This is a genomic window from Euzebya rosea (assembly GCF_003073135.1).
In the GTDB taxonomy this organism is placed as follows: domain Bacteria; phylum Actinomycetota; class Nitriliruptoria; order Euzebyales; family Euzebyaceae; genus Euzebya; species Euzebya rosea.
In genome coordinates, this window is the sequence record NZ_PGDQ01000017.1 from 38,308 (window position 1) to 60,128 (window position 21,821).

General features: G+C 71.9%; 23 protein-coding genes and 2 tRNA genes. 10 read left to right on the forward strand and 15 right to left on the reverse strand.

Going from position 1 to position 21,821, the window contains the following annotated elements; translation table 11 throughout:
* The 5 genes from glmU to CUC05_RS20015 all read right to left on the reverse strand — a co-directional run bounded on the left by glmU (window position 1) and on the right by CUC05_RS20015 (window position 4,128).
* On the reverse strand, window positions 1-1,395 hold the full coding sequence (glmU, locus tag CUC05_RS19995) for a bifunctional UDP-N-acetylglucosamine diphosphorylase/glucosamine-1-phosphate N-acetyltransferase GlmU (RefSeq protein ID WP_108667905.1): 1,395 nt from the start codon (window positions 1,393-1,395) through the stop codon (window positions 1-3).
* Between the two features lie 32 nt (window positions 1,396-1,427).
* A tRNA-Gln gene (locus CUC05_RS20000) sits at window positions 1,428-1,501 on the reverse strand.
* Between the two features lie 17 nt (window positions 1,502-1,518).
* Window positions 1,519-2,484 carry a 4-(cytidine 5'-diphospho)-2-C-methyl-D-erythritol kinase gene (locus tag CUC05_RS20005; protein WP_157965804.1) on the reverse strand — a complete coding sequence of 322 codons (966 nt, stop codon included), beginning with the start codon at window positions 2,482-2,484 and terminating at the stop codon, window positions 1,519-1,521.
* A gap of 11 nt (window positions 2,485-2,495) precedes the next feature.
* On the reverse strand, window positions 2,496-3,341 hold the full coding sequence (rsmA, locus tag CUC05_RS20010; RefSeq protein WP_108667907.1) for a 16S rRNA (adenine(1518)-N(6)/adenine(1519)-N(6))-dimethyltransferase RsmA: 846 nt from the start codon (window positions 3,339-3,341) through the stop codon (window positions 2,496-2,498).
* Window positions 3,342-3,351: 10 nt separating this feature from the next.
* Window positions 3,352-4,128, reverse strand: a complete 777-nt coding sequence (locus CUC05_RS20015; protein WP_108667908.1) for a TatD family hydrolase — start codon at window positions 4,126-4,128, stop codon at window positions 3,352-3,354.
* 26 nt (window positions 4,129-4,154) lie between these two features.
* Here CUC05_RS20015 and CUC05_RS20020 point away from each other — a divergent pair, with 26 nt between their 5' ends.
* The 3 genes from CUC05_RS20020 to CUC05_RS20030 all read left to right on the forward strand — a co-directional run bounded on the left by CUC05_RS20020 (window position 4,155) and on the right by CUC05_RS20030 (window position 6,646).
* Complete coding sequence (locus tag CUC05_RS20020) at window positions 4,155-4,454, forward strand: AbrB/MazE/SpoVT family DNA-binding domain-containing protein (protein WP_108667909.1); 300 nt, start codon at window positions 4,155-4,157, stop codon at window positions 4,452-4,454.
* Window positions 4,455-4,669: 215 nt separating this feature from the next.
* Window positions 4,670-5,500, forward strand: a complete 831-nt coding sequence (locus CUC05_RS25445) for a hypothetical protein (protein WP_205712450.1) — start codon at window positions 4,670-4,672, stop codon at window positions 5,498-5,500.
* A gap of 42 nt (window positions 5,501-5,542) precedes the next feature.
* Window positions 5,543-6,646, forward strand: coding sequence for a pyridoxal-phosphate-dependent aminotransferase family protein (locus CUC05_RS20030; RefSeq protein ID WP_108667910.1), 1,104 nt, complete (start codon window positions 5,543-5,545; stop codon window positions 6,644-6,646).
* A gap of 18 nt (window positions 6,647-6,664) precedes the next feature.
* On the opposite strand, the gene CUC05_RS20035 is transcribed toward CUC05_RS20030, so the two are convergent.
* A complete protein-coding gene (locus tag CUC05_RS20035; RefSeq protein WP_108667911.1) occupies window positions 6,665-7,198 on the reverse strand; it encodes a helix-turn-helix domain-containing protein in 534 nt (177 codons plus the stop codon).
* A gap of 83 nt (window positions 7,199-7,281) precedes the next feature.
* Here CUC05_RS20035 and CUC05_RS20040 point away from each other — a divergent pair, with 83 nt between their 5' ends.
* Window positions 7,282-8,295: an alpha/beta hydrolase gene (locus CUC05_RS20040; protein WP_108667912.1), complete on the forward strand. Its 1,014-nt coding sequence runs from the start codon at window positions 7,282-7,284 to the stop codon at window positions 8,293-8,295.
* Between the two features lie 5 nt (window positions 8,296-8,300).
* Here the strand turns inward: CUC05_RS20040 and CUC05_RS20045 are convergent, their stop codons facing one another.
* The 4 genes from CUC05_RS20045 to CUC05_RS20060 all read right to left on the reverse strand — a co-directional run bounded on the left by CUC05_RS20045 (window position 8,301) and on the right by CUC05_RS20060 (window position 12,070).
* Window positions 8,301-9,887 carry an outer membrane protein assembly factor BamB family protein gene (locus tag CUC05_RS20045; RefSeq protein WP_108667913.1) on the reverse strand — a complete coding sequence of 529 codons (1,587 nt, stop codon included), beginning with the start codon at window positions 9,885-9,887 and terminating at the stop codon, window positions 8,301-8,303.
* A 107-nt stretch (window positions 9,888-9,994) separates the two neighbouring features.
* Entirely contained in the window at window positions 9,995-10,819 is an 825-nt protein-coding gene (locus tag CUC05_RS20050; protein WP_205712451.1) for a methyltransferase domain-containing protein, read from the reverse strand.
* A 60-nt stretch (window positions 10,820-10,879) separates the two neighbouring features.
* Window positions 10,880-11,254: a DoxX family protein gene (locus CUC05_RS20055; protein WP_108667915.1), complete on the reverse strand. Its 375-nt coding sequence runs from the start codon at window positions 11,252-11,254 to the stop codon at window positions 10,880-10,882.
* Window positions 11,255-11,314: 60 nt separating this feature from the next.
* Window positions 11,315-12,070, reverse strand: coding sequence for a Bax inhibitor-1/YccA family protein (locus CUC05_RS20060; RefSeq protein WP_108667916.1), 756 nt, complete (start codon window positions 12,068-12,070; stop codon window positions 11,315-11,317).
* A gap of 70 nt (window positions 12,071-12,140) precedes the next feature.
* Here CUC05_RS20060 and metG point away from each other — a divergent pair, with 70 nt between their 5' ends.
* Window positions 12,141-13,847 carry a methionine--tRNA ligase gene (gene metG, locus CUC05_RS20065; RefSeq protein ID WP_108667917.1) on the forward strand — a complete coding sequence of 569 codons (1,707 nt, stop codon included), beginning with the start codon at window positions 12,141-12,143 and terminating at the stop codon, window positions 13,845-13,847.
* 42 nt (window positions 13,848-13,889) lie between these two features.
* On the opposite strand, the gene rsmI is transcribed toward metG, so the two are convergent.
* Window positions 13,890-14,732, reverse strand: coding sequence for a 16S rRNA (cytidine(1402)-2'-O)-methyltransferase (gene rsmI / locus CUC05_RS20070; RefSeq protein WP_205712452.1), 843 nt, complete (start codon window positions 14,730-14,732; stop codon window positions 13,890-13,892).
* A gap of 63 nt (window positions 14,733-14,795) precedes the next feature.
* Between rsmI and CUC05_RS20075 the strand changes: the two genes are divergently transcribed.
* Window positions 14,796-16,463 (forward strand): phospholipid carrier-dependent glycosyltransferase, encoded by a 1,668-nt coding sequence (locus tag CUC05_RS20075; RefSeq protein ID WP_205712453.1) that lies wholly within the window; start codon window positions 14,796-14,798, stop codon window positions 16,461-16,463.
* A gap of 13 nt (window positions 16,464-16,476) precedes the next feature.
* Window positions 16,477-16,806 carry a hypothetical protein gene (locus tag CUC05_RS20080; protein WP_108667920.1) on the forward strand — a complete coding sequence of 110 codons (330 nt, stop codon included), beginning with the start codon at window positions 16,477-16,479 and terminating at the stop codon, window positions 16,804-16,806.
* Window positions 16,807-16,818: 12 nt separating this feature from the next.
* Here the strand turns inward: CUC05_RS20080 and CUC05_RS20085 are convergent, their stop codons facing one another.
* Window positions 16,819-17,640 (reverse strand): Cof-type HAD-IIB family hydrolase, encoded by an 822-nt coding sequence (locus CUC05_RS20085; protein ID WP_108667921.1) that lies wholly within the window; start codon window positions 17,638-17,640, stop codon window positions 16,819-16,821.
* 101 nt (window positions 17,641-17,741) lie between these two features.
* Here CUC05_RS20085 and CUC05_RS20090 point away from each other — a divergent pair, with 101 nt between their 5' ends.
* The 3 genes from CUC05_RS20090 (at window position 17,742) to CUC05_RS20100 (ending at window position 20,272) form a co-directional block, all read left to right on the forward strand.
* The gene (locus CUC05_RS20090; protein WP_108667975.1) at window positions 17,742-17,996 is read left to right on the forward strand and encodes a GlsB/YeaQ/YmgE family stress response membrane protein; all 255 of its coding nucleotides are present in this window, start codon (window positions 17,742-17,744) and stop codon (window positions 17,994-17,996) included.
* Between the two features lie 50 nt (window positions 17,997-18,046).
* Window positions 18,047-18,982: an oxidoreductase gene (locus tag CUC05_RS20095; protein ID WP_108667922.1), complete on the forward strand. Its 936-nt coding sequence runs from the start codon at window positions 18,047-18,049 to the stop codon at window positions 18,980-18,982.
* 108 nt (window positions 18,983-19,090) lie between these two features.
* The gene (locus tag CUC05_RS20100; protein ID WP_108667976.1) at window positions 19,091-20,272 is read left to right on the forward strand and encodes a zinc-dependent alcohol dehydrogenase; all 1,182 of its coding nucleotides are present in this window, start codon (window positions 19,091-19,093) and stop codon (window positions 20,270-20,272) included.
* Between the two features lie 341 nt (window positions 20,273-20,613).
* On the opposite strand, the gene CUC05_RS20105 is transcribed toward CUC05_RS20100, so the two are convergent.
* The 3 genes from CUC05_RS20105 to CUC05_RS20115 form a co-directional block, all read right to left on the reverse strand.
* A tRNA-Ala gene (locus CUC05_RS20105) sits at window positions 20,614-20,686 on the reverse strand.
* A gap of 53 nt (window positions 20,687-20,739) precedes the next feature.
* Window positions 20,740-21,384 (reverse strand): translin family protein, encoded by a 645-nt coding sequence (locus CUC05_RS20110; RefSeq protein ID WP_108667923.1) that lies wholly within the window; start codon window positions 21,382-21,384, stop codon window positions 20,740-20,742.
* 2 nt (window positions 21,385-21,386) lie between these two features.
* Entirely contained in the window at window positions 21,387-21,776 is a 390-nt protein-coding gene (locus CUC05_RS20115) for a hypothetical protein (protein ID WP_108667924.1), read from the reverse strand.
* Between the last annotated feature and the right edge of the window lie 45 nt (window positions 21,777-21,821).

Genomic DNA, 21,821 nt, shown 5'->3' on the forward strand with positions numbered 1-21,821 from the left:
TCACTCCTCGCGCTCGTGGTCGCGCTCGTGACGGGCGCGACGTCGCGCTGCCCACCCGTCGATGGTTCGGGGCTGTGCTCGCTCGACGACCAGCGCATCAGCGGGCACGTCGGTGGTGATGGTCGATCCCGCGCCGACGAAGGCGCCGGTTCCGATGTCGATGGGGGCCACCAGCATGCTGTCGCTGCCGACGAACGCCCCGTCACCGATCGTGGTCGTGTGCTTGTCGAAGCCGTCGTAGTTCACCGTGATGGTACCGGCTCCGAGGTTGACCCCCTTGCCCACCTCGGCATCCCCCACGTAGGACAGGTGCGGGACCTTGGACCCCTCGCCGATGTGGGCCTTCTTCATCTCCACGAACCCCCCGGCCTTGCTGCCGCGCTCGAGGACCGTGCCGGTGCGCAGGTGGGTGTAGGGGCCGACGGTCGCCTCGGGCCCGATGCGGGCCTCCGTGGCGACGGTGTAGGTCACGCTCGCCCCCTCCCCCACAACCGTGTCGAGCAGCCGACTGTGAGGACCAACGGTGGCGCCCGCGGCGATGTGGGTGCGACCCTCCAGCATCGTGCCGGGCAGGATCGTCGCGTCGGCCTCGACCACCACCTCGGCGTCGACGTAGGTCGTGGCGGGATCGACGACGCGCACGCCGGCGGCCATGTGCCGCAGGAGGATGCGCTGCCGCAGGACCCCCTCGACCTCCGCCAGCTGGGCCATGTCGTTGACACCGGAGACCTCGTCGGGGTCGGCCTCGGTGGCCCTGACGCCGCCGTCGACGGCGAGGGCTGCGACGGTGTCGGTGAGGTACTCCTCCCCCTGGGCGTTTTCGGTGGTCAGCGACGACAGCGCCCGCAGCAGGTCGGGGGTGCGGAAAGCGAACATCGCGGTGTTCACCTCGTCGATGGCGCGTTCCACGTCGGTGGCATCACGGTGCTCGACGATGGCGGTCACGTTGCCGGCGTCGTCCCGGACGATCCGGCCGTAGCCGGTCGGGTCGGGCATGCGGGTGGTCAGCACCGACGCGGCGGCGTCACCCCGGTCGGCACGCAGGCGGGTGAGGGTCTCGGTGGTGATCCCGGGCACGTCGCCGGGCAGCACGAGGACCTCGTCGAGCCCGTCGAGCGCACCGGCTTCCACAGCCATGCGCACGGCGTGGCCGGTGCCGTTCTGCGGGTCCTGCAGGACGGTGACCAGGCCCGGGACGTCCATCGCCTCGGCCGCGGCGGCGACGTCGTCGGCCTGGTGGCCGACCACCACCACGACGCGGTCGAGGCCGAGCGGGCGCAGGGCTTCCAGGGCCCAGCCGAGCAACGACCGGCCGGCCACCTCGTGCAGGACCTTGGCCCGCGAGGACCGCAGCCGCGTGCCCTTGCCCGCGGCGAGCACAACAGCGCCGATCACTCCCGGATCCCGGGGTTCGACGCGTGTGCGGTTGGCTGGGGGGGAAGGTATCGAACCTTCAACTTCGACTCCAAAGGACGACGTGATGCCATTTCACCACCCCCCAAGGCTGGGGCAGTCAGGTTAGCAGCGCTGGACGACGGGACCCCCCGAGGGGGAGGTGGTGATCAGTACACGGGGGAACCGACCGGCGACCCTTCGGGCGATCCGCTGGGCTTCCTGCGCGTCCGCGGCGAGGCCGATGATCGTCGGACCGCTCCCCGAGACGACCGCCCCGAGCGCCCCGGCGTCCAGCAGCGCCTTGCGGTCCGCCGCCAACCTCGGCAGCAGGACCTCGGCCGCAGGCTGCAGGTCGTTGTGCAGCGCCGCACCGAGGGCCTCGGGGTCGCCGCCGGCGACGGCCGCGAGGACCGCGTCGGGCTCGACCTCCGACGGCGTGCAGTGGTCGTCCCAGGCCTTGTAGACCGCCGGGGTGGACAGCTCCTCCTCCGCGGCGCAGACGACCCAGTGGAAGGCCCCGCGGCACAGGACGCGGGCGAAGCCGGTGCCGGTGCCGGTGGCAAGCGCCGTGCCACCCATGACGGTGAAGGGCACGTCGGCCCCGAGGTCGGCGGCCATGTCCCGCAGCTCGCTGCGCGGGATGCCGAGGTCCCACAGCTCGTTGAGCCCGACGAGCGCAGCGGCGGCGTCCGCGGACCCGCCGGCCATGCCGCCGGCAACGGGGATGCGCTTGGCCAGCTCCAGCCGGGTTCGCACCCCGACGACGGGGTCGTGTTCGTGCACGAGCTCCATGCGGATTCCACGGGCGTCGGCCAGCAGCTGGGCCGCACGGACGATCAGGTTGTCGGGTCCGGTCGGGACGGCGGACCCGGCGTCGTGCGCCAGGCTCAGCTCGGTGCGTCGCCCACCCGCCGGGTGGTTGAGCAGCTCGCTCCGGCCCTCGATCCGCAGCGTCAGCTGGTCGGTGATCGCCACGCTCTGGAAGATCGTGACCAGCTCGTGGTACCCGTCGTCACGGATGCCACGGACCGCCAGGAACAGGTTGACCTTGGCGGGGACGCGCACGTTCGTGCAGGGGGCGGATGACACAGGCGGTGACCTTATGCGTGGCCGGCGAGCCGTACCCAATCCTCCGGGCCGAGCTCCTCGGCACGGGTGGTCAGCGGCATGCCCGCGGCCTCCAGCATCTCATCGACGTCGGCGGGTCGTCGTCCGTCCACGGCCAGGGCGTTGCGCAGCAGCTTGCGTCGCTGTCCGAAGCCCGCGTCGACCAGCGCCATGACCGGTTCCATCTCCGCCGGGTCCACGTCGGGCAGCGGTCGCACGTCGACGGTGACGGAGTCGACCTTGGGCACCGGGTGGAACGCCTGACGGCTGATCGGACCGGCGATCCGTGCGGTGGCGAGCAGCGCGATCTTGATGCTCACCGCCCCGTGGGCCTTCTGCCCGGGGGTCGCGACCCACCGCTCCCCCACCTCGCGTTGCACCATGACGTGGTAGCCCGACAGCGCCCCCTCGCGCAGGGCCGTCAGCAGGATGGGGGTGGCGACGTTGTAGGGCAGGTTGGCGACCATCACGGCCGGGGTGTCGCCGATCAGGTCGGCGTAGCTGACCCCCAGGGCGTCGGCGACGAGGATCTCGACGTCGGCGTCGCCGATCACCTCGGCCAGCGCGCCGGCCAGTCCGTGGTCCAGCTCGACCGCGAGCACGCGCGCACCGGCCTCGACCAGCGCCAGGGTCAGGCTGCCCAGCCCGGGGCCGACCTCGACGACCAGGTCGCCTGCGGTCACGCCGGCGTCGCGGACGATGCGGCGCACCGTGTTGGGGTCGGTCACGAAGTTCTGTCCGCGGGTCTTGGTGGGCCGCAGTCCGTGGCGGTCGAGGATCGCGCGGATCTCCCGTCCGCCGAGGAGGGCGCGCGTCCCCTCGCCGGCGTCGTCGGTCACGAGGCCCCCGTCACGAGCCCGACGCCGGGTCGGGCAGCGCGAAGGCCCGGACGGCGTTGGCGCTGGTCGCCGTACCCATCTCCTCGGGCGTGCAGCCGTGCAGCTCGCCGAGGAACGCCGCCGTGACCGCCACCCGCGCGGGTTCGTTGGTCTTGCCCCGGTGGGGGTGGGGGGACAGGAACGGCGAGTCGGTCTCGGTGAGGAGCAGGTCGATCGGCGCGACTGCGGCGGCCGCCTGCAGGTCCTTGGCGTTCTTGAAGGTCACGTTGCCGGCGAAGGACATGAACCAGCCCTCGGCTGCGCAGGTCTCCACCAGGTCGGGGCCGCCGGAGAAGCAGTGGAAGACCACCCGCGGCAGCGGCTTCTCGTCGTGGAGGACCCGCACGATGTCGTCGTGGGCCTCGCGGTCGTGGATGACGAGGGTGCGGTCGTGGTCCCGTGCGATGCGGATGTGGGCGCGGAAGGACTCTTCCTGCCGGATCCGGGGGGCGCCCTCGCGGAACCAGTCCAGCCCCGTCTCGCCGACGGCGACCACCGACGGGTTCGTCGCCAGGCCCTCGATGTGGTCGAGCACCGCGTCGGTCGCCTCGATGGAGTCGTTGGGGTGGATGCCGACGGATGCCCACACGCCGGGTGTGGTGGCGGCGATCCGCACGCACTCGGCGCTGGAGGCGAGGTCGGTGCCGACGCAGACCATCGTGGTCACGCCGGCCTCGCGGGCACGCGCAACGGTCGCCTCGACCCCGTCGGGGGCCATGGTCAGGTGGCAGTGGGTGTCAGTGAACACGTGGCAGGAGGGTATCGTGAGCCGTCATGACCGACGGTGTGGGTGGCGCATCGGGCGACGACGCGACGTCCGACACGAGGGGTGTGCGACGCAAGGTCGACCACCTGGGTCGTGTGGTCATCCCGGCATCGATGCGTCGGATGCTGGGCATCGGCGACGGTGACGAGCTCGAGGTCCGCCTGGACGGCGAGGTCCTGCGCATGCGCAAGCCGCGGGAGTCGTGTGCGTTCTGCGGCACCCGTGAGGACCTGACCGAGGTCCTCCAGCATCCCGTCTGCTGGTCGTGCGTCGCCGCGGTCCGCGCCCGTGGAAGGGAGGGACGATGAACCAGAAGCCATGGGTCAAGGGGGTCGTGCTGGTCGTGCTGCTCGGCATGATCGCGGCGCTGCTGGCGGTGGCCATCCTGCCGTCCGGGGCCTGACGCCAACCGACATCTGACAGATGGGGAAACGGGGGCCCTGCTGCTGCGCGCACGGATTCGGGGAGTGGTAGACCACTGTCCGTGCCGGGATGTCCGGCGAGCTTCCATCCCGGAGGGGACATGACCACCATCACCCGAACCGGGGCCGCCCTGCTGGCCCTCGCGTTCTTCCTCGCTGCCTGCGGCGGCGACGACGCCCCGGTCGCCGAGCTGGCCGCCACGACGGAGCCAGCGGAGGACGAGGAACCCACGGTGCCGCCCGCGCCACCGGCCCCCACCACCGAGGAGGAGTCCGGGGTGAAGGACGCCCCCACGATCGAGGCGACGGTCCCACCCGCCCCGACGCCGACCGCGGCCCCGGCTTCCCCGCCTGTCGCCCCGGCGGCTCCGGCAGCCCCGCCTGCCCCGGCCATGACGGAGGCCATGGAGCAGTTCGGTGAGGACATGGGTGCCGGTGGCGCCACCAGCTACGACAGCTACGTCACCATCACCGACGACACCGGCGCCATCCAGCTGGACGTGCCAGCGGAGTGGACCGACATCGACGGCCGGCCCTACACCGACGACCAGGGCCGGCAGCTGTTCGACGTCCGCGCCTCACCGGACCTGCAGGGGTACCTCGACACCTGGGACGTGCCGGCCGTCATCGTGACCGCCTCGCGCGAGGTGGCGCAGACCGAGAACGAGGTCACGCTGCTCGACGAGCTGGTCGGGCCGTTCTCCGAGGCCTGCACCTACCTCGGCCGCGAGCCCTACGACGACGGCCTCTACGTCGGCCAGGTCGACGTGTTCGACTCGTGCGGTGGGACGCCGACGGGATACATCATCCTCGGGGCCGTGCCCTCCTCCCGCGCGTTCGTCATCCGGGTGCAGGTGCAGGTCGTGGAGGAACGTGACATCGAGGCGCTGATCCAGGCGCTGAACACCTTCGTGATCGTCGGGGACGTCTAGGGTCCTGTCGACCCATCGCCGACCCCTCGAGGTGACCGTCCCGTGAGCTTCCCTCCCGACCGCATCCTGCTGGGCCCCGGCCCGTCCGACGTGCACCCCGCGGTGCTGGAGTCGCTCGGCCGGCCCCTGCTGGGGCACCTCGACCCGGCGTTCCTGCCGATCCTCGACGAGGTGGTGGCGGACCTGCGCACGGCGTTCCGGACCGACAACGCCGCCACCCTGCCGATCAGCGGGACGGGCAGCGCCGGGCTCGAGGCGGCGATGGTCAACCTGATCGAACCCGGTGATCCCGTGGTCGTCGGCGTCAACGGTGTGTTCGGCGGCCGCCTGGCCGAGGTGGCGCGCCGTGCCGGTGCGGACGTGCACACCGTCGAACGCGACTGGGGCCGGATCATCGAACCCGAGGCGTTCCTCGACGCCTGCCGGGCCCACGACGCCCGTGTCGCGGCGATCGTGCACGCCGAGACCTCCACCGGTGTCGCACAGCCCGTGGCCGACATCGGTGCGGCGCTCGGCGAGACCGACACGCTGCTGGTGCTCGACACCGTCACCAGCCTCGGCGGCATGCCGGTGGAGGTCGACGGATGGCAGGTCGACGCGGCCTACTCGGGCACCCAGAAGTGCCTGAGCGTGCCGCCGGGCCTGTCGCCCGTGACGTTCAGCGACAAGGCCGTGGCGAAGCTGCGGGCCCGCGCCACCCCGGTGCAGTCGTGGTACCTGGACCTGTCGCTGATCCTCGCCTACGTCGACGGGGACGGCGGTCGCACGTACCACCACACCGCACCCATCTCGATGCTCTACGGGCTGCACCGCGGGTTGAAGCTGCTGCTGGAGGAAGGCCTCGAGGCACGCTGGGCCCGTCATGCACGGCTGGGCGGGATGCTGCAGGACGGGCTGGTCGAGATGGGCCTGCCGCTGCTGGCCCAGGAGGGGCACCGCCTGCCCCAGCTGACGACCGTCGGGCTGCCCGACGGGGTCGAGGAGGCGACGCTGCGTCGTCGGCTGCTCGACGAGCACGGCATCGAGGTCGGCGGCGGCCTCGGACAGTTCGCCGGCCGCGCCTGGCGGATCGGCCTGATGGGCCACTCCGCCAGCGAACGCAACGTGCGCATGGTCCTCGCGGCGATCGCGGACCTGCTGGGCTGACCCGCCCGCTCGGGCCGGTCAGGCGTCGGGCAGCAGCACCGTGTACAGCAGTCGGCGCCGCCGACCAGCCGTGGGGTCGTTGTCCAGGACTCGTCCCACCACCGCGCGCAGCTCCTCCAGCACGGCGTCCACCTCGTCGTCGGTCAGCCACAGCGGCGCCACCCGGTAGCCGATGCGCTCGGCGACCGCGTCGACCCCGTCCGGGCCCTCGGCCGCCTCGACCGCCCGCCCGAAGCTGGCCAGCATGGTGGCGGCGAAGACGTGGAAGCGCTGCGCGTGGTCCCGTGCGGAGAGGCCCGCCAGGTCGTCGGGACCCAGGGAGACCGCGTCCCTGACCACGCCGTAGGTCCGCTCGGTCACGCCACGGACCGGCCGCTCGGACACCACCGTGAGCATGCCGCCGTCAGCCAGCTTGGCGACATGCCGGTACAGCGTGGCCTGTGGCACGTCGCCGAGCACCTCGACCAGCTGCTGGGGCGTCATCTCGCGTCCCAGCAGGGCCTGCACGACGCGCAGCCGAACCGGGTGCAGCAGCAGGTCCGCCTTGGTCATCGACTCACCCCTTCCTCGGTCACGGCGCTAATGTTATCATCCATGAGAACATAAACGTCCATCCGACCGAGGGACCCGCCGCCATGTCCGAGCACACCCAGCCCGAACACACACAGCCCGAGCACACACAGCCCGAAGCCACCGCCATCCCCCGCAGCGGGACGTCGACCGACGTCACCTTCCCATCCGGTGACCTGACGCTCGCCGGGTCGCTGCGTCACCCCGACGGCCCCGCGACCGGCGCGGCCGCGCTCCTGATCAGCGGATCCGGGCCGCTCGACCGCGACTCCAACACCAGGAAGGCCCGGCTCGGTGTGTCGGCGCTGCTGGCCGATGCGCTGGCCGACGCCGGGGTGCTGTCGCTGCGCTACGACAAGCGCGGCGTCGGCGACAGCGACGGGGACTACGACTCCGCTGGGCTGCGCGACAACATCGACGACGCCGTCGCGGCCCTGTCGTTCCTGCGAAGCCAGGAGGGCGTGGATCCCGAGCGGGTCGTCGTCGTCGGCCATTCCGAGGGCGCGCTGATCGCGCTGGACATCGCGGCCACCCATGGCGAGGACGTCGGTGGCGTGGCGTTGCTGGCCGGCACGACGCACAACGGTGAGGAGGTGCTGCGCTGGCAGGCCACCCGGGTCGCGGAGTTCCTGCCCACGCCGGTCCGCCTGCTGCTGAAGCTACTGCGCACCGACATCGCCGCCAGCCAGACCAAGCGGCTGGCCTCGATCAAGGCGTCGAACAAGGACGTCATGCGCGTGCAGCTCGTCGCGAAGCTGAACGCCAAGTGGCTCCGCGAGTTCATGGCGTTCGAGCCGGCTCCCCTGCTGGAGCGGGTGTCGGTGCCGGTGCTGGCGGTGACGGGCGCCGGCGACGTGCAGGTCGACCCCGAGGACGTCGAGGCGATGCGGCAGCTCGTCACGGCGGCTCCTTTCGAGGGACACGTGGTGGACGGCGTCAACCACATCCTGCGGGCCGGCGACCCCTCACCGACCACCTACCGCACGCAGACCGGCAACCCCCTGGACGCGCGGGTGGTCTCCCACGTCACTCGCTGGCTCGCGCGCCTGCCGCTGTCACGGGAGGCGGCGGAGGGCTGAACCGGTCAGCCGGTCGGGCCGACGGCGACGACCTGCCCGGAGCGGGTGCCGACCCAGATGCGGCCGTCCCACACGGCGGGGGTGGACTCCACGCACCCGCCGATGGGCAGCGTCCACAGCGGCTCGGGGGTCACGTCGGGGTCGCCGGAGAGGTCGAAGGCGTGCAGGTTCCCGGCGCAGTCCCCCTGCACCAGCACGTCGTCGACGACGACCGGTGAGGACCACAGGTGGTCACCGAGGTCCAACGCCCAGCGCTGGGCCCCCGTCGTGCGGTCCAGGGCGAGCAGCAGCCCCGCCGTGGTCGGCACCAGCAGCAGGTCGTCGTGGATCGCCGGCGTGCCCCACACCCCGGCCACGTCGGGCCGTTCGGCGACCGCCGGGTCGTGGACGGCCCACACCACGGGGTCCTCGGGGCGGGTCGGGTCGAGCTTGACGACCTGCCCGAGGGTGGCCGCTCGGTCGGTGTGGCGTTCCCACTCGGCGGCGGCGTAGAGCATCCCCTCCTCGTCGACGACGACCGAGGCGTCGGTGTCGTCGCCGATCCAGAACCGCAGCGTCCGCGCCGGGGGATCGGTGGAGGTGCCGTCGAGGATGTCGGCGACGTCCCAGCCCTGGATCAGCCCCCCGGAGTTGCCGAAGTAGACGATCCCGTCGTGCAGGGCGACCGAGGACTCGATGGAGACGTTGTTGCCGACGGCGGCCAGCAGCTCGTCGTCGAAGCCGGCCACGTCGGCGATGACCTCCGGGGTCATGGTGACGAGCCCGTCGGCGTCCAGCGCCCGGTTGAGGCGGACGACGAACAGGCGGCTGTTCTCCCCTCCCACGATCAGGTGGTCGTCGACGACGAGGCCGCTGCCGTCCCAGTCGTCGTTCCAGCGGGTCGGGCCGGTGGCGTCGGCGGCCGTCAGCGCCCACAGCTCGCGCGGTTCGGGACCGTCGATGGCGATGGCCCGGTAGCGCCCGTCACGCGACCCGGAGTAGACGATTGGGAACCCGTCGGGATCGACGGTGACCGACCCCTTGATGATGTCGCCGGTCGGGAACGGCGGGAGGATCGCCTCGCCGGTGTCGGCGTCGACGAAGTGCACGTTGCGGTCGTAGGCGCCGAAGACCAGCCAGGTGCGGTCGTCGCGTTCGACGACGGCCGGCTGGCCGGTCCAGCCCGTGCCGCACCAGGTCTTGGTCTCCTCCCCCACCGTGGAGTCCGCGCACATGGCGTGGCCGGGGTAGCGCCACTCGACATCGGGCGTCGTGCGCGGGACGGGGCCGGTGCCGTGGAAGGTCCGGTGGGCGTTGCCGCGGAAGGTCAGCAGGCCCGGGACCGCCTGCGCCTCCTCCACCGGGGTCGGGGTCGGGGTCGGGGCGAGCGTGGGTGTGGCGGTCGGCGACGCAGTCGGCGCCGGTGGTTGCGTCGGCGTGTGCGCTGGGTCCGCGGCGACGAGCAGCGGACCATCGATCGGCACCATCTCGGGCACCCGGTCCACGACCCCGGCGACCAGGTCCACCGACCCCACCTGTCGGACCAGCGCGGCCGTCAGGAAGGCCGCCAGCACGGCGGCCCACACCGTCCACTCCCTCGTCGACAGGACCATCCGTCCACAACGCTAGACCCTGGGTCCGCCTGCACCGGGCAAGCCGGACGACACACCTCGGACGTGCGTCGCCTCAGCGGCCCCCACCGCTGGCTGGGCGACACGCGTCAGGGGGTGAAGGTCGTGACGTCGACGGCGACGGTGACGGTGAGGGGGTCGGGCAGGCCGGCGATCCGCTCGGCGATCTCCTCGGGGGTCAGGTGGAAGGCGTTGGGCCCCATGGCCACGATCGACCGGGCCAGCCCGTGGTCGACGGTCACGCTGTCCCGGACCGGCGCGTGGCCTGCCAGCCGCAGGTCCGACAGGCCCGCCTCCAGCCGCTCGCGCTTGTCGGCGTCGACGGTCAGCAGGTCGAGGGGGCCGACCAGCTCGGCCAGGTGGTCGGGGGTCGGGGTGACGACGAGCAGCCGTCCGCCGGGGCGCAGCACCCGGGCGATCTCCGGGCCGTTGCGCGGCGCGAAGACGCACAGGACCACGTCGGCGACCCCGTCGCCCAGCGGCAGCTCGCCGGTCACGTCGGCCACCACGGCGAACACCCGGTCGTGGGCCCGGGCCGCACGTTTCCCGGCGGGCTTGGCGCTGTCGACGGCGATGCCGTGCCGAGCAGGGTCGGCGTCGACCACGGCGGCCAGGTGGTGCCCCGTCCCGGCCCCCAGGTCCACCACCATCCGCGCATCCGCGGGGACCGCCTCGACCAGCGCCCGGGTGATGGCCGACTGGACGCCGGCGTCCTGCACGACGGTGCGCGCGTCCAGCATGGCCGGCGTGTCGCCGGGGTGGCGGATCGCCCCGGACGACAGGGTCGCGTAGCCCTGCCTGGCGAGGTCGACGCGGTGGCCCTCGACGCATCCGAGGACCCGTCCGTCCAGCGCCAGGGCGCCGTGGCAGACGGGACAGCGGAGGGCGGCGATGGCCTCGGGGGTGGCGGTCACGTCGACCAGCATGCCCGCCCCCGGCGGCGGCTCGGGCGAGGGGGGATCAGGCAGTGGGTGTCAGGAGACCGGCTCGATCAGGCGGCCGATCGCGACGACCAGGGCCAGACCGCCCAGCACCGCGTGGGGAACGATCGGTTCGTTGCGCGGCCGGTGCACGGTGACCGCGGCCAGTCCCATGATCGTGGCAAGGCCGAGGGCCGCCACGGGGACGAAGTAGGCCGGCAGGCCGGTGGGACCGGGGAGGATCAACCCGAAGGCCCCGACGATCTCGGCGTAGCCGGCCATGCGCGCCCGGAAGATGCCGGTGTCGGCGACCCACCCCATCTGCTCGACCGCCAGCAGCCGTCCCGGCGGCAGGAGGCCCTTGACGGCGCCGGCCCCCAGGAAGACGGCGAACAGCAACCACTGGAGGATCCACAGAAAGGTGTCCATGCCGCCACTTCTACCCGGCGTCGCGGACGGGACACCCCCGTCCGTCCGTCCCGCCCGAGGTCAGTCCCTCGACTGCAGCTTGGCCAGCAGGCGGAGGATCTCCAGGTACAGCCACACGAGGGTGACCAGCAGCCCGAACGCGGCATACCACTCGACCTTCGCCGGGGCCCCGCGGTTGGCGGCGTTCTCGATGAAGTCGAAGTCCAGGGCCAGGTTCAGGGCGGCCACGACGATGACCACCGCGGAGATGCCGATCGACAGCAGGCTGTTGCCGTGCAGGAACCCGAAGTTGATGCCGAAGAAGCCCAGGACGAACGACAGCAGGTAGGTGACGAAGATCGCGCCGGTGGCCGTGGCGACCACCATGCGGAACCGCTGGGTGACCCGGATGACACCGGTGCGGTACAGCGCCAGCATGACGGCAAGGACCACACCCGTGCCGACCGCGGCCTGCACGGCGATGCCCGGGTACGAGCGTTCGAACAGCAGCGACACGGCGCCGAGGACAACACCCTCGACCAGCGCGTACAGCGGTGCCGTGACGGGCGCCCATGCCGGCTTGAACGTGGTCGCGATCACCAGGGGCAGGCCGAGGATCACGCCGCCGATCACCGCGACGGTCAGCATCGAGTCGGGGACCAGCAGGGCGGTGGCCAGCGCCGTGACGACGGCGATGGCCAGCAGGAGGGCGGTCTTGTAGATCGCCCCCTCGACGGTGAAGGCGTCGGTCCGGACGTAGGCGCCGGCGGTGGTCGCCCCCGGCTGCATCATCCGGTTGAACGCCGATTCCGACAGGGTGGGGTTCGAGGTGCGCATCGACCCCCAATCTACTGACCTCCGACAGCCGTCGTCAGCGGAAAGCAGGCCCGGCTACCCTCATCGCACGATGGCACGCCACCTCATCACCAGCGCCCTGCCGTACATCAACGGCGTCAAGCACCTCGGCAACCTCGTCGGGTCGATGCTGCCCGCCGACGTCTACGCCAGGTACCTGCGGATGCAGGGTCACGAGGTACTGGCGATCTGCGCCACCGACGAGCACGGCACGCCGGCCGAGCTGGCCGCCGCGGAGGCCGGGCAGACCGTGCAGGAGTACTGCGACGAGCAGTACACGATCCAGCGTGACCTCGGCGAACGGTTCGGCCTGTCGTGGGACTGGTTCGGCCGCACCAGCCGTCCGCAGAACCACGAGCTGACCAACCACTTCGCCCGCAAGCTGGAGGAGCACGGCTACCTCGAGGAGCGGACGATCCAGCAGGTCTACTCCCCCAGCGAGGACCGGTTCCTGCCCGACCGCTACGTCACCGGCACCTGCCCCCACTGCGAGTTCGAACGTGCGCGTGGTGACCAGTGCGAGAACTGCGGCCGGCTGCTGGACCCCACCGACCTGATCGACCCCCGCTCCACCGTGACCGGCGCCACGGACCTGGAGATCCGCGAGTCCAAGAGCGTCTTCCTGCTGCAGACCAAGCTGGCCGACCGCGTCCGCGAGTGGATCGAGGCGCAGCAGCAGTGGCCGAACCTGCCCCGCTCGATCGCGCTGAAGTGGCTGGACGAGGGCCTGCAGGACCGTGACATCACCCGCGACCTGACGTGGGGCGTGCCGGTCGAGCGGCCCGGCATGGAGCACAAGGTCTGGTACGTCTGGTTCGACGCGCCGATCGGCTACATCGCCTCCACCAAGGAGTGGGCCGACACCGACCCGACGGGGCAGCGCGACTGGCGCAGCTGGTGGTACGACTCCGACGACGTCACCTACACCGAGTTCATGGGCAAGGACAACGTCGCCTTCCACACCGTCAGCTTCCCGATCACGCTCATCGGGTCGGGCGAGCCGTGGCACAAGGTCGACTTCCTCAAGGCCTTCAACTGGCTGACCTACGAGGGCGGCAAGTTCTCGACCTCGCAGGGCATCGGCGTCTTCATGGACGACGCGCTGGAGCTGCTGCCGGCCGACACGTGGCGCTGGTACCTGATCGCCAACGCCCCGGAGTCCGACGACGCCTCGTTCACCTGGCCGCTGTTCCAGCAGGCCGTCAACGGTGACCTCGGCGGCAAGCTCGGCAACTTCGTCAACCGGACGCTGTCGTTCACCCGCAAGCAGTACGGGGAGGAGGTCCCGGCGGGCGGCACCACCGGCGACGTCGAGGCGCAGCTGGCCGTCGACGTCCGGGCCAAGCTCGACGAGCTGGCCGGCCTGTACGAGGCGATGGAGTTCCGCAAGGTCGCCCGCGCCGTCCGTGAGCTGTGGACCCTCGGCGACGCCTACCTCGAGGCGCGCGAGCCGTGGCGGCTCCGCAAGGCCGAGCAGGCCCCGTGGGGCGACCAGACCGGCGACGAGGCGGCCCAGGCCGTCCTGCGCACGGCGATCAACCTGATCCCCGTCCTCGCGGCCGCCGCGGCCCCGATCATCCCGACCGCCGCTGCCACCGCCGCCGCGTCGGTCGGGGCCACCACCGACATCTGGCCGACCGTCGACCTGGAGGCCCTGCAGCCCGGCCACCCGTTCGACGTCCCGCCGATCCTGTTCGGCCGCATCGACGACGACATGGTCGAGGCGTGGAAGGCACGGTTCTCCGGAACCGACGCCTGACGCGGGGCTGGCCGCCCCCGGGACCGAGGGACGCCCCCGGGCTCAGGTGGCCAGGTCGTAGATCCGGCGCTTCGGCAGGCCGGTCTCGGCGACGACCTGCTTGACGGCGTCCCGCGTGGAGGTGCCCGCGGCCGCCAGCTCGGCCAGGCGTGCGGACAGGGCCTCGTCGGTCCACGCCTCCACGACCGCCGGCGCCGGGCCGACGACGACGGTGACCTCACCACGCGGCGGTGTCGCCTCGGCGGCCTCGGCCAGCTCGGCGAGGGGCCCGCGCTGCACCTCCTCGTACAGCTTGGTCAGCTCGCGGGTCACCGCCGCGGGCCGGTCGGCCCCGAACGCCTCGGCCATCGCCTGCAGGTCGGCGGCCGCCCGGTGGGGGGCGACGTAGAAGACCAGCGTGCGATCGTCGGCCGCGACGGCCTCCAGGCGGGCCCGACGAGGGCCGGACTTGCGCGGCAGGAACCCCTCGAAGGCGAACCGGTCGGTCGGCAGTCCGCTGATGACGAGGGCGTGGATGACGGCGGCCGGACCGGGCACGGCGGTGACGGTCAGGCCGGCGTCGGCGACAGCCTTGACCAGCGCATACCCCGGGTCGCTGATGCCCGGCGTCCCGGCGTCGCTGACCAGCGCCACCGTCTGGCCGTCGCGGATCCGCTGGACCACCCCGCGGGCCCGTTCGACCTCGTTGTGGTCGTGCACGGCGAGCATCTGCCCCTCGATCCCGGCGTGGTGCAGCAGCTTGCCGGTGCGCCGCGTGTCCTCGCAGGCGATGAGGTCGGCCGACCGCAGGGTCTGGACCGCCCGCGGGGACAGGTCGTCGAGGTTCCCGATCGGTGTGGCGACGAGGACCAGATGGCCATGCGGGCGTTCGCGGAGGGAGTTCACGCGCACTATCGTCGCGGCACGAACGGTGCCCGTCACCAAGGCGGTACGGTTCGCCATCGCCGAATGACCGCATCACTCGACACGCGCGACGACGCCACCGCAGACGAGACCCCGTCAGCACACAGGGGCCCGTCGTGGCGCGACCGGACGTCATCGCAGTGGCTGTGGGCCGTCGTGCTGCCCCTCGTCGTGGTGACGCTGGCCGGGGCCGTCCGCTTCCACCAGCTCGGCCAGCCGGAGCGCTGCTACTTCGACGAGACGTACTACTACTACGACGCACGGGACTACCTGGCGGTCGGCACCGAGACGTCCTTCGCCGTCCACCCCCCGGTCGGCAAGTGGCTGATCGCGGTCGGGGTGGCCACCTTCGGGGTGGAGGAGGGTTCGCCGATCGACGCCGCGGTCACCGAGGAACCCGACGGCTGCGTGGTCCGCGAGGGCGAGGAGGACAACCCGGCCGCCCGTGCTCGCGAAGCGGAGGAGGCGTTCGCCCGTCGCGTCATGTCGGCGCTGTTCGGCACGGGAGCGGTCGCCGTCGCCTACTTCGTGGGCCTGCGGCTGTTCCGTCGCCGGTCCACGGCGCTGCTCGGGGCCACGCTGCTGGCCGTCGACGGGCTGGCCGTCACGATGTCGCGCATCTCGATGCTGGACATCTTCCTGCAGTTCTTCGTGCTGCTGGGCGTCCTGGCCCTGCTGATCGACCGGGACCGGCTGTGGGACGGCGCCCCTGACTTCGTGCCCGACGACCCGCCGGACGTGCCGCCCGACCGCGACCGCAAGTGGCTGTGGGCTGCCGGGCTGTTCCTGGGGCTCGCCGTCGCCACGAAGTGGTCGGGGCTGGCCCCGCTGGGTCTGGCCTGGGCGTTCGTCGCGTTCAGCGAGCTGGCGTGGCGTCGACGGTGGACCGGGTCGCCGTGGCCGGACCTGGTGCGGGGCGTGTCCCGCGCGATCCTCGCGCTGGTCCTGGTCCCCATCGTGGTGTACCTCACCTCCTACGCGGGGTGGTTCGCCAACTTCGAGGACACCCGCAAGGCGGACCGCTGCAACCTCGCGGCGACCGCCGAGGAGCAGGCTGGACCCGACGACGCCACCGTCCCCGTGCTGCCCGGCGACGCGACCGAACCCGGATGCGAGGGGTTCCTCGAGTCCTTCGAGCAGATCACGGGGGGCTGGTGGGAGGAGCAGGGTGAGATCTTCCGATTCCACCGCGACCTGGAGGCCGAACACCCCTACCGTGCGCCGGCGACGACCTGGCCGCTGATGACCCGCCCGGTCGCCTACTACTACGAGTCCTGCTCGGCGGACCGCGAGCCCGGCACGGAGTGCGCCGTCGCCGAGGGCAACGTGGCGGAGGTGCTCGGCATGGGCAACCCCGCGACGTGGTGGCCGGCGCTGCTCGGCTACCCGGTCCTGCTGTGGTTCGCCTTCGCCCGGCGCCGCTGGGAAGCCCTCGTCATCGCGCTGTTCCTGTTCGGCCAGTCCGTGCCGTACCTGCTGTCCCCCCGCCCGGTCTTCCTGTTCTACCTGACCCCGGTCGTGCCGTTCGTCGCGCTGTCGCTCGCCTACCTCGCCGACCGCGCCCTGGACAGCCGATCGGCCCGCTGGGTTCCGGCGGCCATGACGATCGTGGCGCTGGTCGGCTTCGCGTACTGGTCCCCCCTGTTCCTTGGCCTGGAGATCCCCCGGGGTCTCTGGGACGCGCTGATCTGGGTTCGCCCCGGCTGGATCTGATGGAGAGGCTTCGATGAACGACGGGTGGGTGACGGTGGACGTGTTCCCCCACCGTGGGCTGGCCGAGGTCGCGGCCAGCGCACTGCGCGCAGAAGGCATGTTGTACCGGCTGATCGCAGACGACCTCGGCGGCACCACCGGACTGCCCCTCGGCGGCGCCTACCAGGGGGTCGAGGTGCAGGTCCTGGAGTCCGACGCCGAGCGCGCCGCCTCGATCCTGCAGGTGGAGAAGCGGTCGAGCTCGCGCGGGTGGGATCCGACCCAGCTGACGTGGCAGCGGGTGGTCGCCACCGTGCTGCTGCTGGCCCTGCTCGCCGCTGCCGTCCTGACCCAGATCACCTGAGCCGCCGCCCGGCTACCCGAGCACCCGCTCGATGACCTTCGCGACGCCGTCGTCGTCGTTGGAGTCCGTGACCTCGTCGGCGACCTCACGGACCAGCTCGTGGGCGTTGGCGACCGCCACCCCGTGGCCGGCCCACTCGATCATCGGCAGGTCGTTGGGCATGTCCCCGAACGCCAGCACGTCCTCGGCGCCCAGGCCGTGGTCCTCGGCGAACCGGTGCAGGGCGGCAGCCTTGGTCACCGCGGGTGCGGACACCTCCAGCAGGCCGACGCTCGACCACGTGACCGTCGCCAGCTCGCCCACCTCCGCGATGGCCCGTTGCGCCAGCTCGTCCAGCGCCAGCCGGTCACGCGCCTGGGCACGGGCCAGCACCTTCACGACGGGTCGGACGAACAGGTCGTCGACGTGCGCCACGTCCTGGGCGGCCCCGCGGGCAAGCTCCGAGGACCGGGTGCCGCGCGGGTAGGACGCCTCGTGGGCGAACCCGTCGGCCCACTCGACCCCGAACACGAGCGTGTCGTCCATGGCACGCAACCGGTTCAGCACCTCCAGGCCGAGCCCATCCGGGAAGGCGTCGACGCGGACGATCTCCTCGGTGTGCAGGTCCATGACGATGCCGCCGTTGGCGCAGATCGCCAGCCCGCGGTGGGCGACCTGCTCGGTGATCGGCCGCAGCCAGCGCGGCGGCCGACCGGTGACCAGGACGAACAGCCGCCCCGAGTCCTCGACGTCGGCGATCGCACGGCGGGCACGGTCGCTGACCGTCCCGTCGCTGCGCAGGAGGGTCCCGTCGATGTCGGTGGCGATCAGCTGGCAGGGTTGCGTCGTGGTCATCCGGTGGCCGAGCGTAGCCGCGGTGCGTGGACCACTCCCGACGCCACCCGTAGGGGTCTTCCCCGATGGTGGCGCGCTGCCGCGGTGGCAGGCTGGCGCCCATGGGAATCCTCGCCTGGCTGCTGTCCGGTTTGATCGCGGGCGCCATCGCCCGCGTCTTCGCCCCTGCCCCCAGGGGACTGGGCTGCATCGGCACGATCGCCCTGGGCCTCGTCGGATCCGTCGTCGGCGGCACCCTCGCCAACCTTGCCTTCGACGGCAACCTCGAGCTGCAGGGCTCCGGGCTGGTCGGATCGGTGATCGGGGCGATCGTCCTCCTGACACTCGCCCGGCTGTTCAGCGGATCCGATCGGTGACCGCAGGCGGTACCGTCGGACCTTCCGCCCCACCCTCGAGGAGCATCCCCATGACCTGGTCCACCGCTGACATGCCCGACCAGACCGGCAGGGTCGCCGTCGTCACCGGCGCCAACGGCGGGCTCGGCCTGGCGTCGGCCACGGCGCTGGCGGGCAGGGGTGCCCACGTCGTGATGGCCGCCCGCAACCAGGAGAAGGCCCGGGCCGCCCGTGACGAGATCCTCGCCGCACACCCCCGTGCCTCCCTGGAGATCGTCGAGCTCGACCTCGGCTCGCTGGCGTCGGTGGAGCGGGCCGCGACCGAGATCGCCGCTGCCCACGACCGGATCGACATCCTGATGCTCAACGCCGGGGTCATGGCGATGCCCGAGGGCACGACCGTCGACGGGTTCGAGCGCCAGCTCGGCATCAACGTCCTCGGGCACTGGGCGCTGACGTCCCACCTGCTGCCGATCGTGGTCGGCACCCCCGGTGCCCGGGTGATCACGCTGTCCTCCATGGCCCAGCACCAGGGCAGCCCGCTGGACGTGGACAACCCGCACATGCGGGGCAACTACGACGCGTGGAAGCAGTACGGCAACACCAAGCTCGCGGCCCGACACTTCGCCCAGGGGCTGCAGGCCCGGTTCGAGGCCGAGGGCGTCGATGCGCTGGCGCTGGCCGCCCATCCCGGGCTGACCAACTCCGACCTGCAGGCGACCACCCACGAGCAGGGCGGCGGCGGGTTCCTGGGGGGCTTCTTCCACCGGCTGACCGAGGCGGTGGGCATGTCGATCGAGCGGGGCGCGCTCAGCCAGCTCCGCGCGGCCACCGACCCGGCGGCGTCCGGCGGCGACTACTACGGGCCGTTGCTCGTGGCGACCGGGCCGCCGGTCCGCAAGCCGCTGGTCCGGCCCGGCGCGGACGCCGCGATCGCGGCCCTCTGGACCGTGTGCGAACGCGAGACGGGCCTGTCGATCGACGTGGCGGCCGCCAGGACCACCTGACCGGCGGTATCGCAATCGGTCACCTGCGAGTCGGTTCACCGTCGTCACGGTTTGCTGCACGGAACGGTGCGGGAAGTCCTCGAGGACACCCCGACCGAGGAGAGCACCGTGAAGGCAGTTGTCTGGCATGGTCCGCGTGACGTCCGCGTGGACACCGTCCCCGACCCCACGATCCAGGATCCCACCGACGCCATCGTGCGCATGACCACCACCGGGCTGTGCGGCTCGGACCTGCACCTGTACGAGGTGCTGGGTCCCTACATGCGCGAGGGCGACATCATCGGCCACGAACCGATGGGCATCGTCGAGGCCGTCGGTCCGGAGGTGACCGACCTGTCTGTCGGCGACCGCGTCGTCATCCCCTTCCAGATCGCCTGCGGTCACTGCGACCAGTGCGGCCGCGGGCTGCAGACCCAGTGCGAGACGACACAGGTGACCGAGGAGGGCAGCGGTGCGGCGCTGTTCGGCTACACCAAGCTCTACGGCGCCGTCCCCGGCGCACAGGCCGAGCTGCTGCGGGTGCCGCACGCGGACTACGGTCCGATCACGGTCCCGGAGGGTCCGGCCGACGACCGCTTCGTGTACCTCTCCGACGTGCTGCCGACCGCCTGGCAGGCCGTTGAGTACGCCGACGTCCCCGACGGCGGGAGCGTGGCGGTGCTGGGCCTCGGACCGATCGGGGCCATGGCCTGCCGGATCCTCCAGCAGCGGGGTGTGGAGCAGGTCATCGGCATCGACCTGGTCGACGACCGCCTTGCCCGTGAGGCAGCCCGTGGCACCACCACGCTGGACCTGCGCGAGCACGACGACATCGCTGAGGCCGTCCGCGAGCTGACGAAGGGGCGTGGCGCGGACTCCGTCATCGACGCGGTCGGCATGGAGGCCCACGGATCGCCCGCGACCAAGCTGGCCCACCGGCTGACCCAGTTCCTGCCGAAGGCGATCGCCGAACCGTTCATGGACCACGCGGGCATCGACCGCCTGGGTGCCATGCTCCCGGCCATCGACATGGTCCGCCGCGGCGGCACCGTCTCGTTGATCGGCGTCTACGGCGGCATGGTCGACCCGCTGCCGATGATGACCATGTTCGACAAGCAGATCACCATGCGGATGGGCCAGGCCAACGTCAAGCGCTGGGTCGACGACATCATGCCGTTGCTCGACGACACCGACGTGCTGGGCGTTGACGACTTCGCCACCCACCGCCTTCCGCTGGACGAGGCACCCAAGGCCTACGCGATGTTCCAGCAGAAGACCAACGGCGCGATCAAGGTCGTCTTCCAGCCGTAGGCCCACCCACCGGAGGCCGGGGTTGCCCTGGCCTCCGTGGCCCGAACGGCCCGAGCGGAGCGGGAAACACCTGGAGCTCGCTACACGCGGACAGGGGTTGCCCTGGCCTCCGTGGCCCGAACGGCCCGAGCGGAGCGAGAAACACCTGGAGCTCGCTCCACGCGGACAGGTCGGGCGCGAAGCGCCATCGACCCACCGCGAGCGTCAGCGAGTGGTCGGGGTTGTCCTGGCCTCCGTGGCCCGAACGGCCCGAGCGGAGCAAGAGACACCTGGAGCTCGCTCCACGCGGACGTCCGCGACGAAGGAGCAGGACCACCGCGAGCGTCAGCGAGTGGTCCGCGTGGAGCTGAGGGGAATCGAACCCCTGACCTCTTCGATGCGACCGAAGCGCTCTACCAATTGAGCTACAGCCCCGTTGGGGGACGCTGGATGATAGCGGGAGTCCGATGGGTGTGCGAACCGGCCGGTCAGCCGTCCAGGAGGTCCTTGCGGTGGGCGTCGAGCGCCTCGCGCAGCCGTTCCTGGAGGTGGGCGGTGGTGAAGTCGCCGCGGGTCCGTTCGAGGATGGAACGCGCCACGTCGGTGGAACGGCGCAGGCCGCTGGTGATGCCGTCGGGGAAGTCGATCGTGACCAGCATCGAGTAGATGTCGTCCATCGTGGCCAGCAGGTCCTCGCAGCGTTCCATGCGGCCGTGGCGCAGCTGGTCGAGCAGGTACCGGCGCAGCTCGCCGACGGTCTCGGCGACCCCGTTGAGCCACGCGGTCACGTCCACGCCCAGGTCATCGGGGCCCGGCAGGTCACCGCCGCTGAGGACCGCCAGGGTGCAGGACGCCTCGGCGTACTCCTTCTCCGCGTCGTGCACGAAGCCCGCCCAGCGGATCATCGGCAGGCCGTCGGTGGCGTCGATGGCCACCCGCAGGTGCGCGGCCGCCTCGCCGACTCCCTCGCGGGCCACGTCGTTCTCGCCACGGTGGGCCGCACGGATGGCGTTGGCGCTGGCACGGATCGACGCGCGCGACGCCGTCAGCGCAGCCTCGCGGGCCTCGTGCCGTGCTTCGAGCCGGCCATGGGCCAGCGCTCCCACCTCGGGGAGGTGGTCGGCGTAGCCCATCCTCAGGCGGCGCGGCGGTCGACCCAGACGGGCGCGCCCGAACGGTGCCGCGTGGTGGAGAACCCACCCTTGGGGCGCGGCGTCCCGATGCCCTGGCCGACCTGCGCACGCACGTGGTGGCGGCGACGGGTGGCCTGCCACTCCTGCAGCTGGTGGAACCCGATCACGCCGGCGACGAACAGGCCGGCGAAGACCAGCACCACGGTCTGCAGGGACACACCGATGATCAGGGCCATCGTCGACAGCACGACCGCCGCCACGACGGCGACACGAACCGCGTCCTGACGGCGACGCTGGAGGGCAGCACGACGGCGTGCCTGACGAGCGATCGTCTCGGCGTCGTCGAGCACCATGAGCTGGCGACCGGTTGTGGACTTGGTGATGAGGGCCATGTGGGGGGTTACTCGATCACTGGATGGGAAGGAGGTGACCGGGCA

What these genes read in the sequence shown, in the direction of transcription:
- CUC05_RS20020 (WP_108667909.1), top strand. Translation starts at nt 4,155, where the DNA reads ATGACCGACGGTGTGGGTGGCGCATCGGGCGACGACGCGACGTCCGAC.
- CUC05_RS25445 (WP_205712450.1), top strand. Translation starts at nt 4,670, where the DNA reads ATGACCACCATCACCCGAACCGGGGCCGCCCTGCTGGCCCTCGCGTTC.
- CUC05_RS20035 (WP_108667911.1), bottom strand. Translation starts at nt 7,198, where the DNA reads ATGACCAAGGCGGACCTGCTGCTGCACCCGGTTCGGCTGCGCGTCGTG.
- CUC05_RS20040 (WP_108667912.1), top strand. Translation starts at nt 7,282, where the DNA reads ATGTCCGAGCACACCCAGCCCGAACACACACAGCCCGAGCACACACAG.
- CUC05_RS20045 (WP_108667913.1), bottom strand. Translation starts at nt 9,887, where the DNA reads ATGGTCCTGTCGACGAGGGAGTGGACGGTGTGGGCCGCCGTGCTGGCG.
- CUC05_RS20055 (WP_108667915.1), bottom strand. Translation starts at nt 11,254, where the DNA reads ATGGACACCTTTCTGTGGATCCTCCAGTGGTTGCTGTTCGCCGTCTTC.
- CUC05_RS20060 (WP_108667916.1), bottom strand. Translation starts at nt 12,070, where the DNA reads ATGCGCACCTCGAACCCCACCCTGTCGGAATCGGCGTTCAACCGGATG.
- metG (WP_108667917.1), top strand. Translation starts at nt 12,141, where the DNA reads ATGGCACGCCACCTCATCACCAGCGCCCTGCCGTACATCAACGGCGTC.
- CUC05_RS20075 (WP_205712453.1), top strand. Translation starts at nt 14,796, where the DNA reads ATGACCGCATCACTCGACACGCGCGACGACGCCACCGCAGACGAGACC.
- CUC05_RS20080 (WP_108667920.1), top strand. Translation starts at nt 16,477, where the DNA reads ATGAACGACGGGTGGGTGACGGTGGACGTGTTCCCCCACCGTGGGCTG.
- CUC05_RS20085 (WP_108667921.1), bottom strand. Translation starts at nt 17,640, where the DNA reads ATGACCACGACGCAACCCTGCCAGCTGATCGCCACCGACATCGACGGG.
- CUC05_RS20090 (WP_108667975.1), top strand. Translation starts at nt 17,742, where the DNA reads ATGGGAATCCTCGCCTGGCTGCTGTCCGGTTTGATCGCGGGCGCCATC.
- CUC05_RS20095 (WP_108667922.1), top strand. Translation starts at nt 18,047, where the DNA reads ATGACCTGGTCCACCGCTGACATGCCCGACCAGACCGGCAGGGTCGCC.
- CUC05_RS20110 (WP_108667923.1), bottom strand. Translation starts at nt 21,384, where the DNA reads ATGGGCTACGCCGACCACCTCCCCGAGGTGGGAGCGCTGGCCCATGGC.
- CUC05_RS20115 (WP_108667924.1), bottom strand. Translation starts at nt 21,776, where the DNA reads ATGGCCCTCATCACCAAGTCCACAACCGGTCGCCAGCTCATGGTGCTC.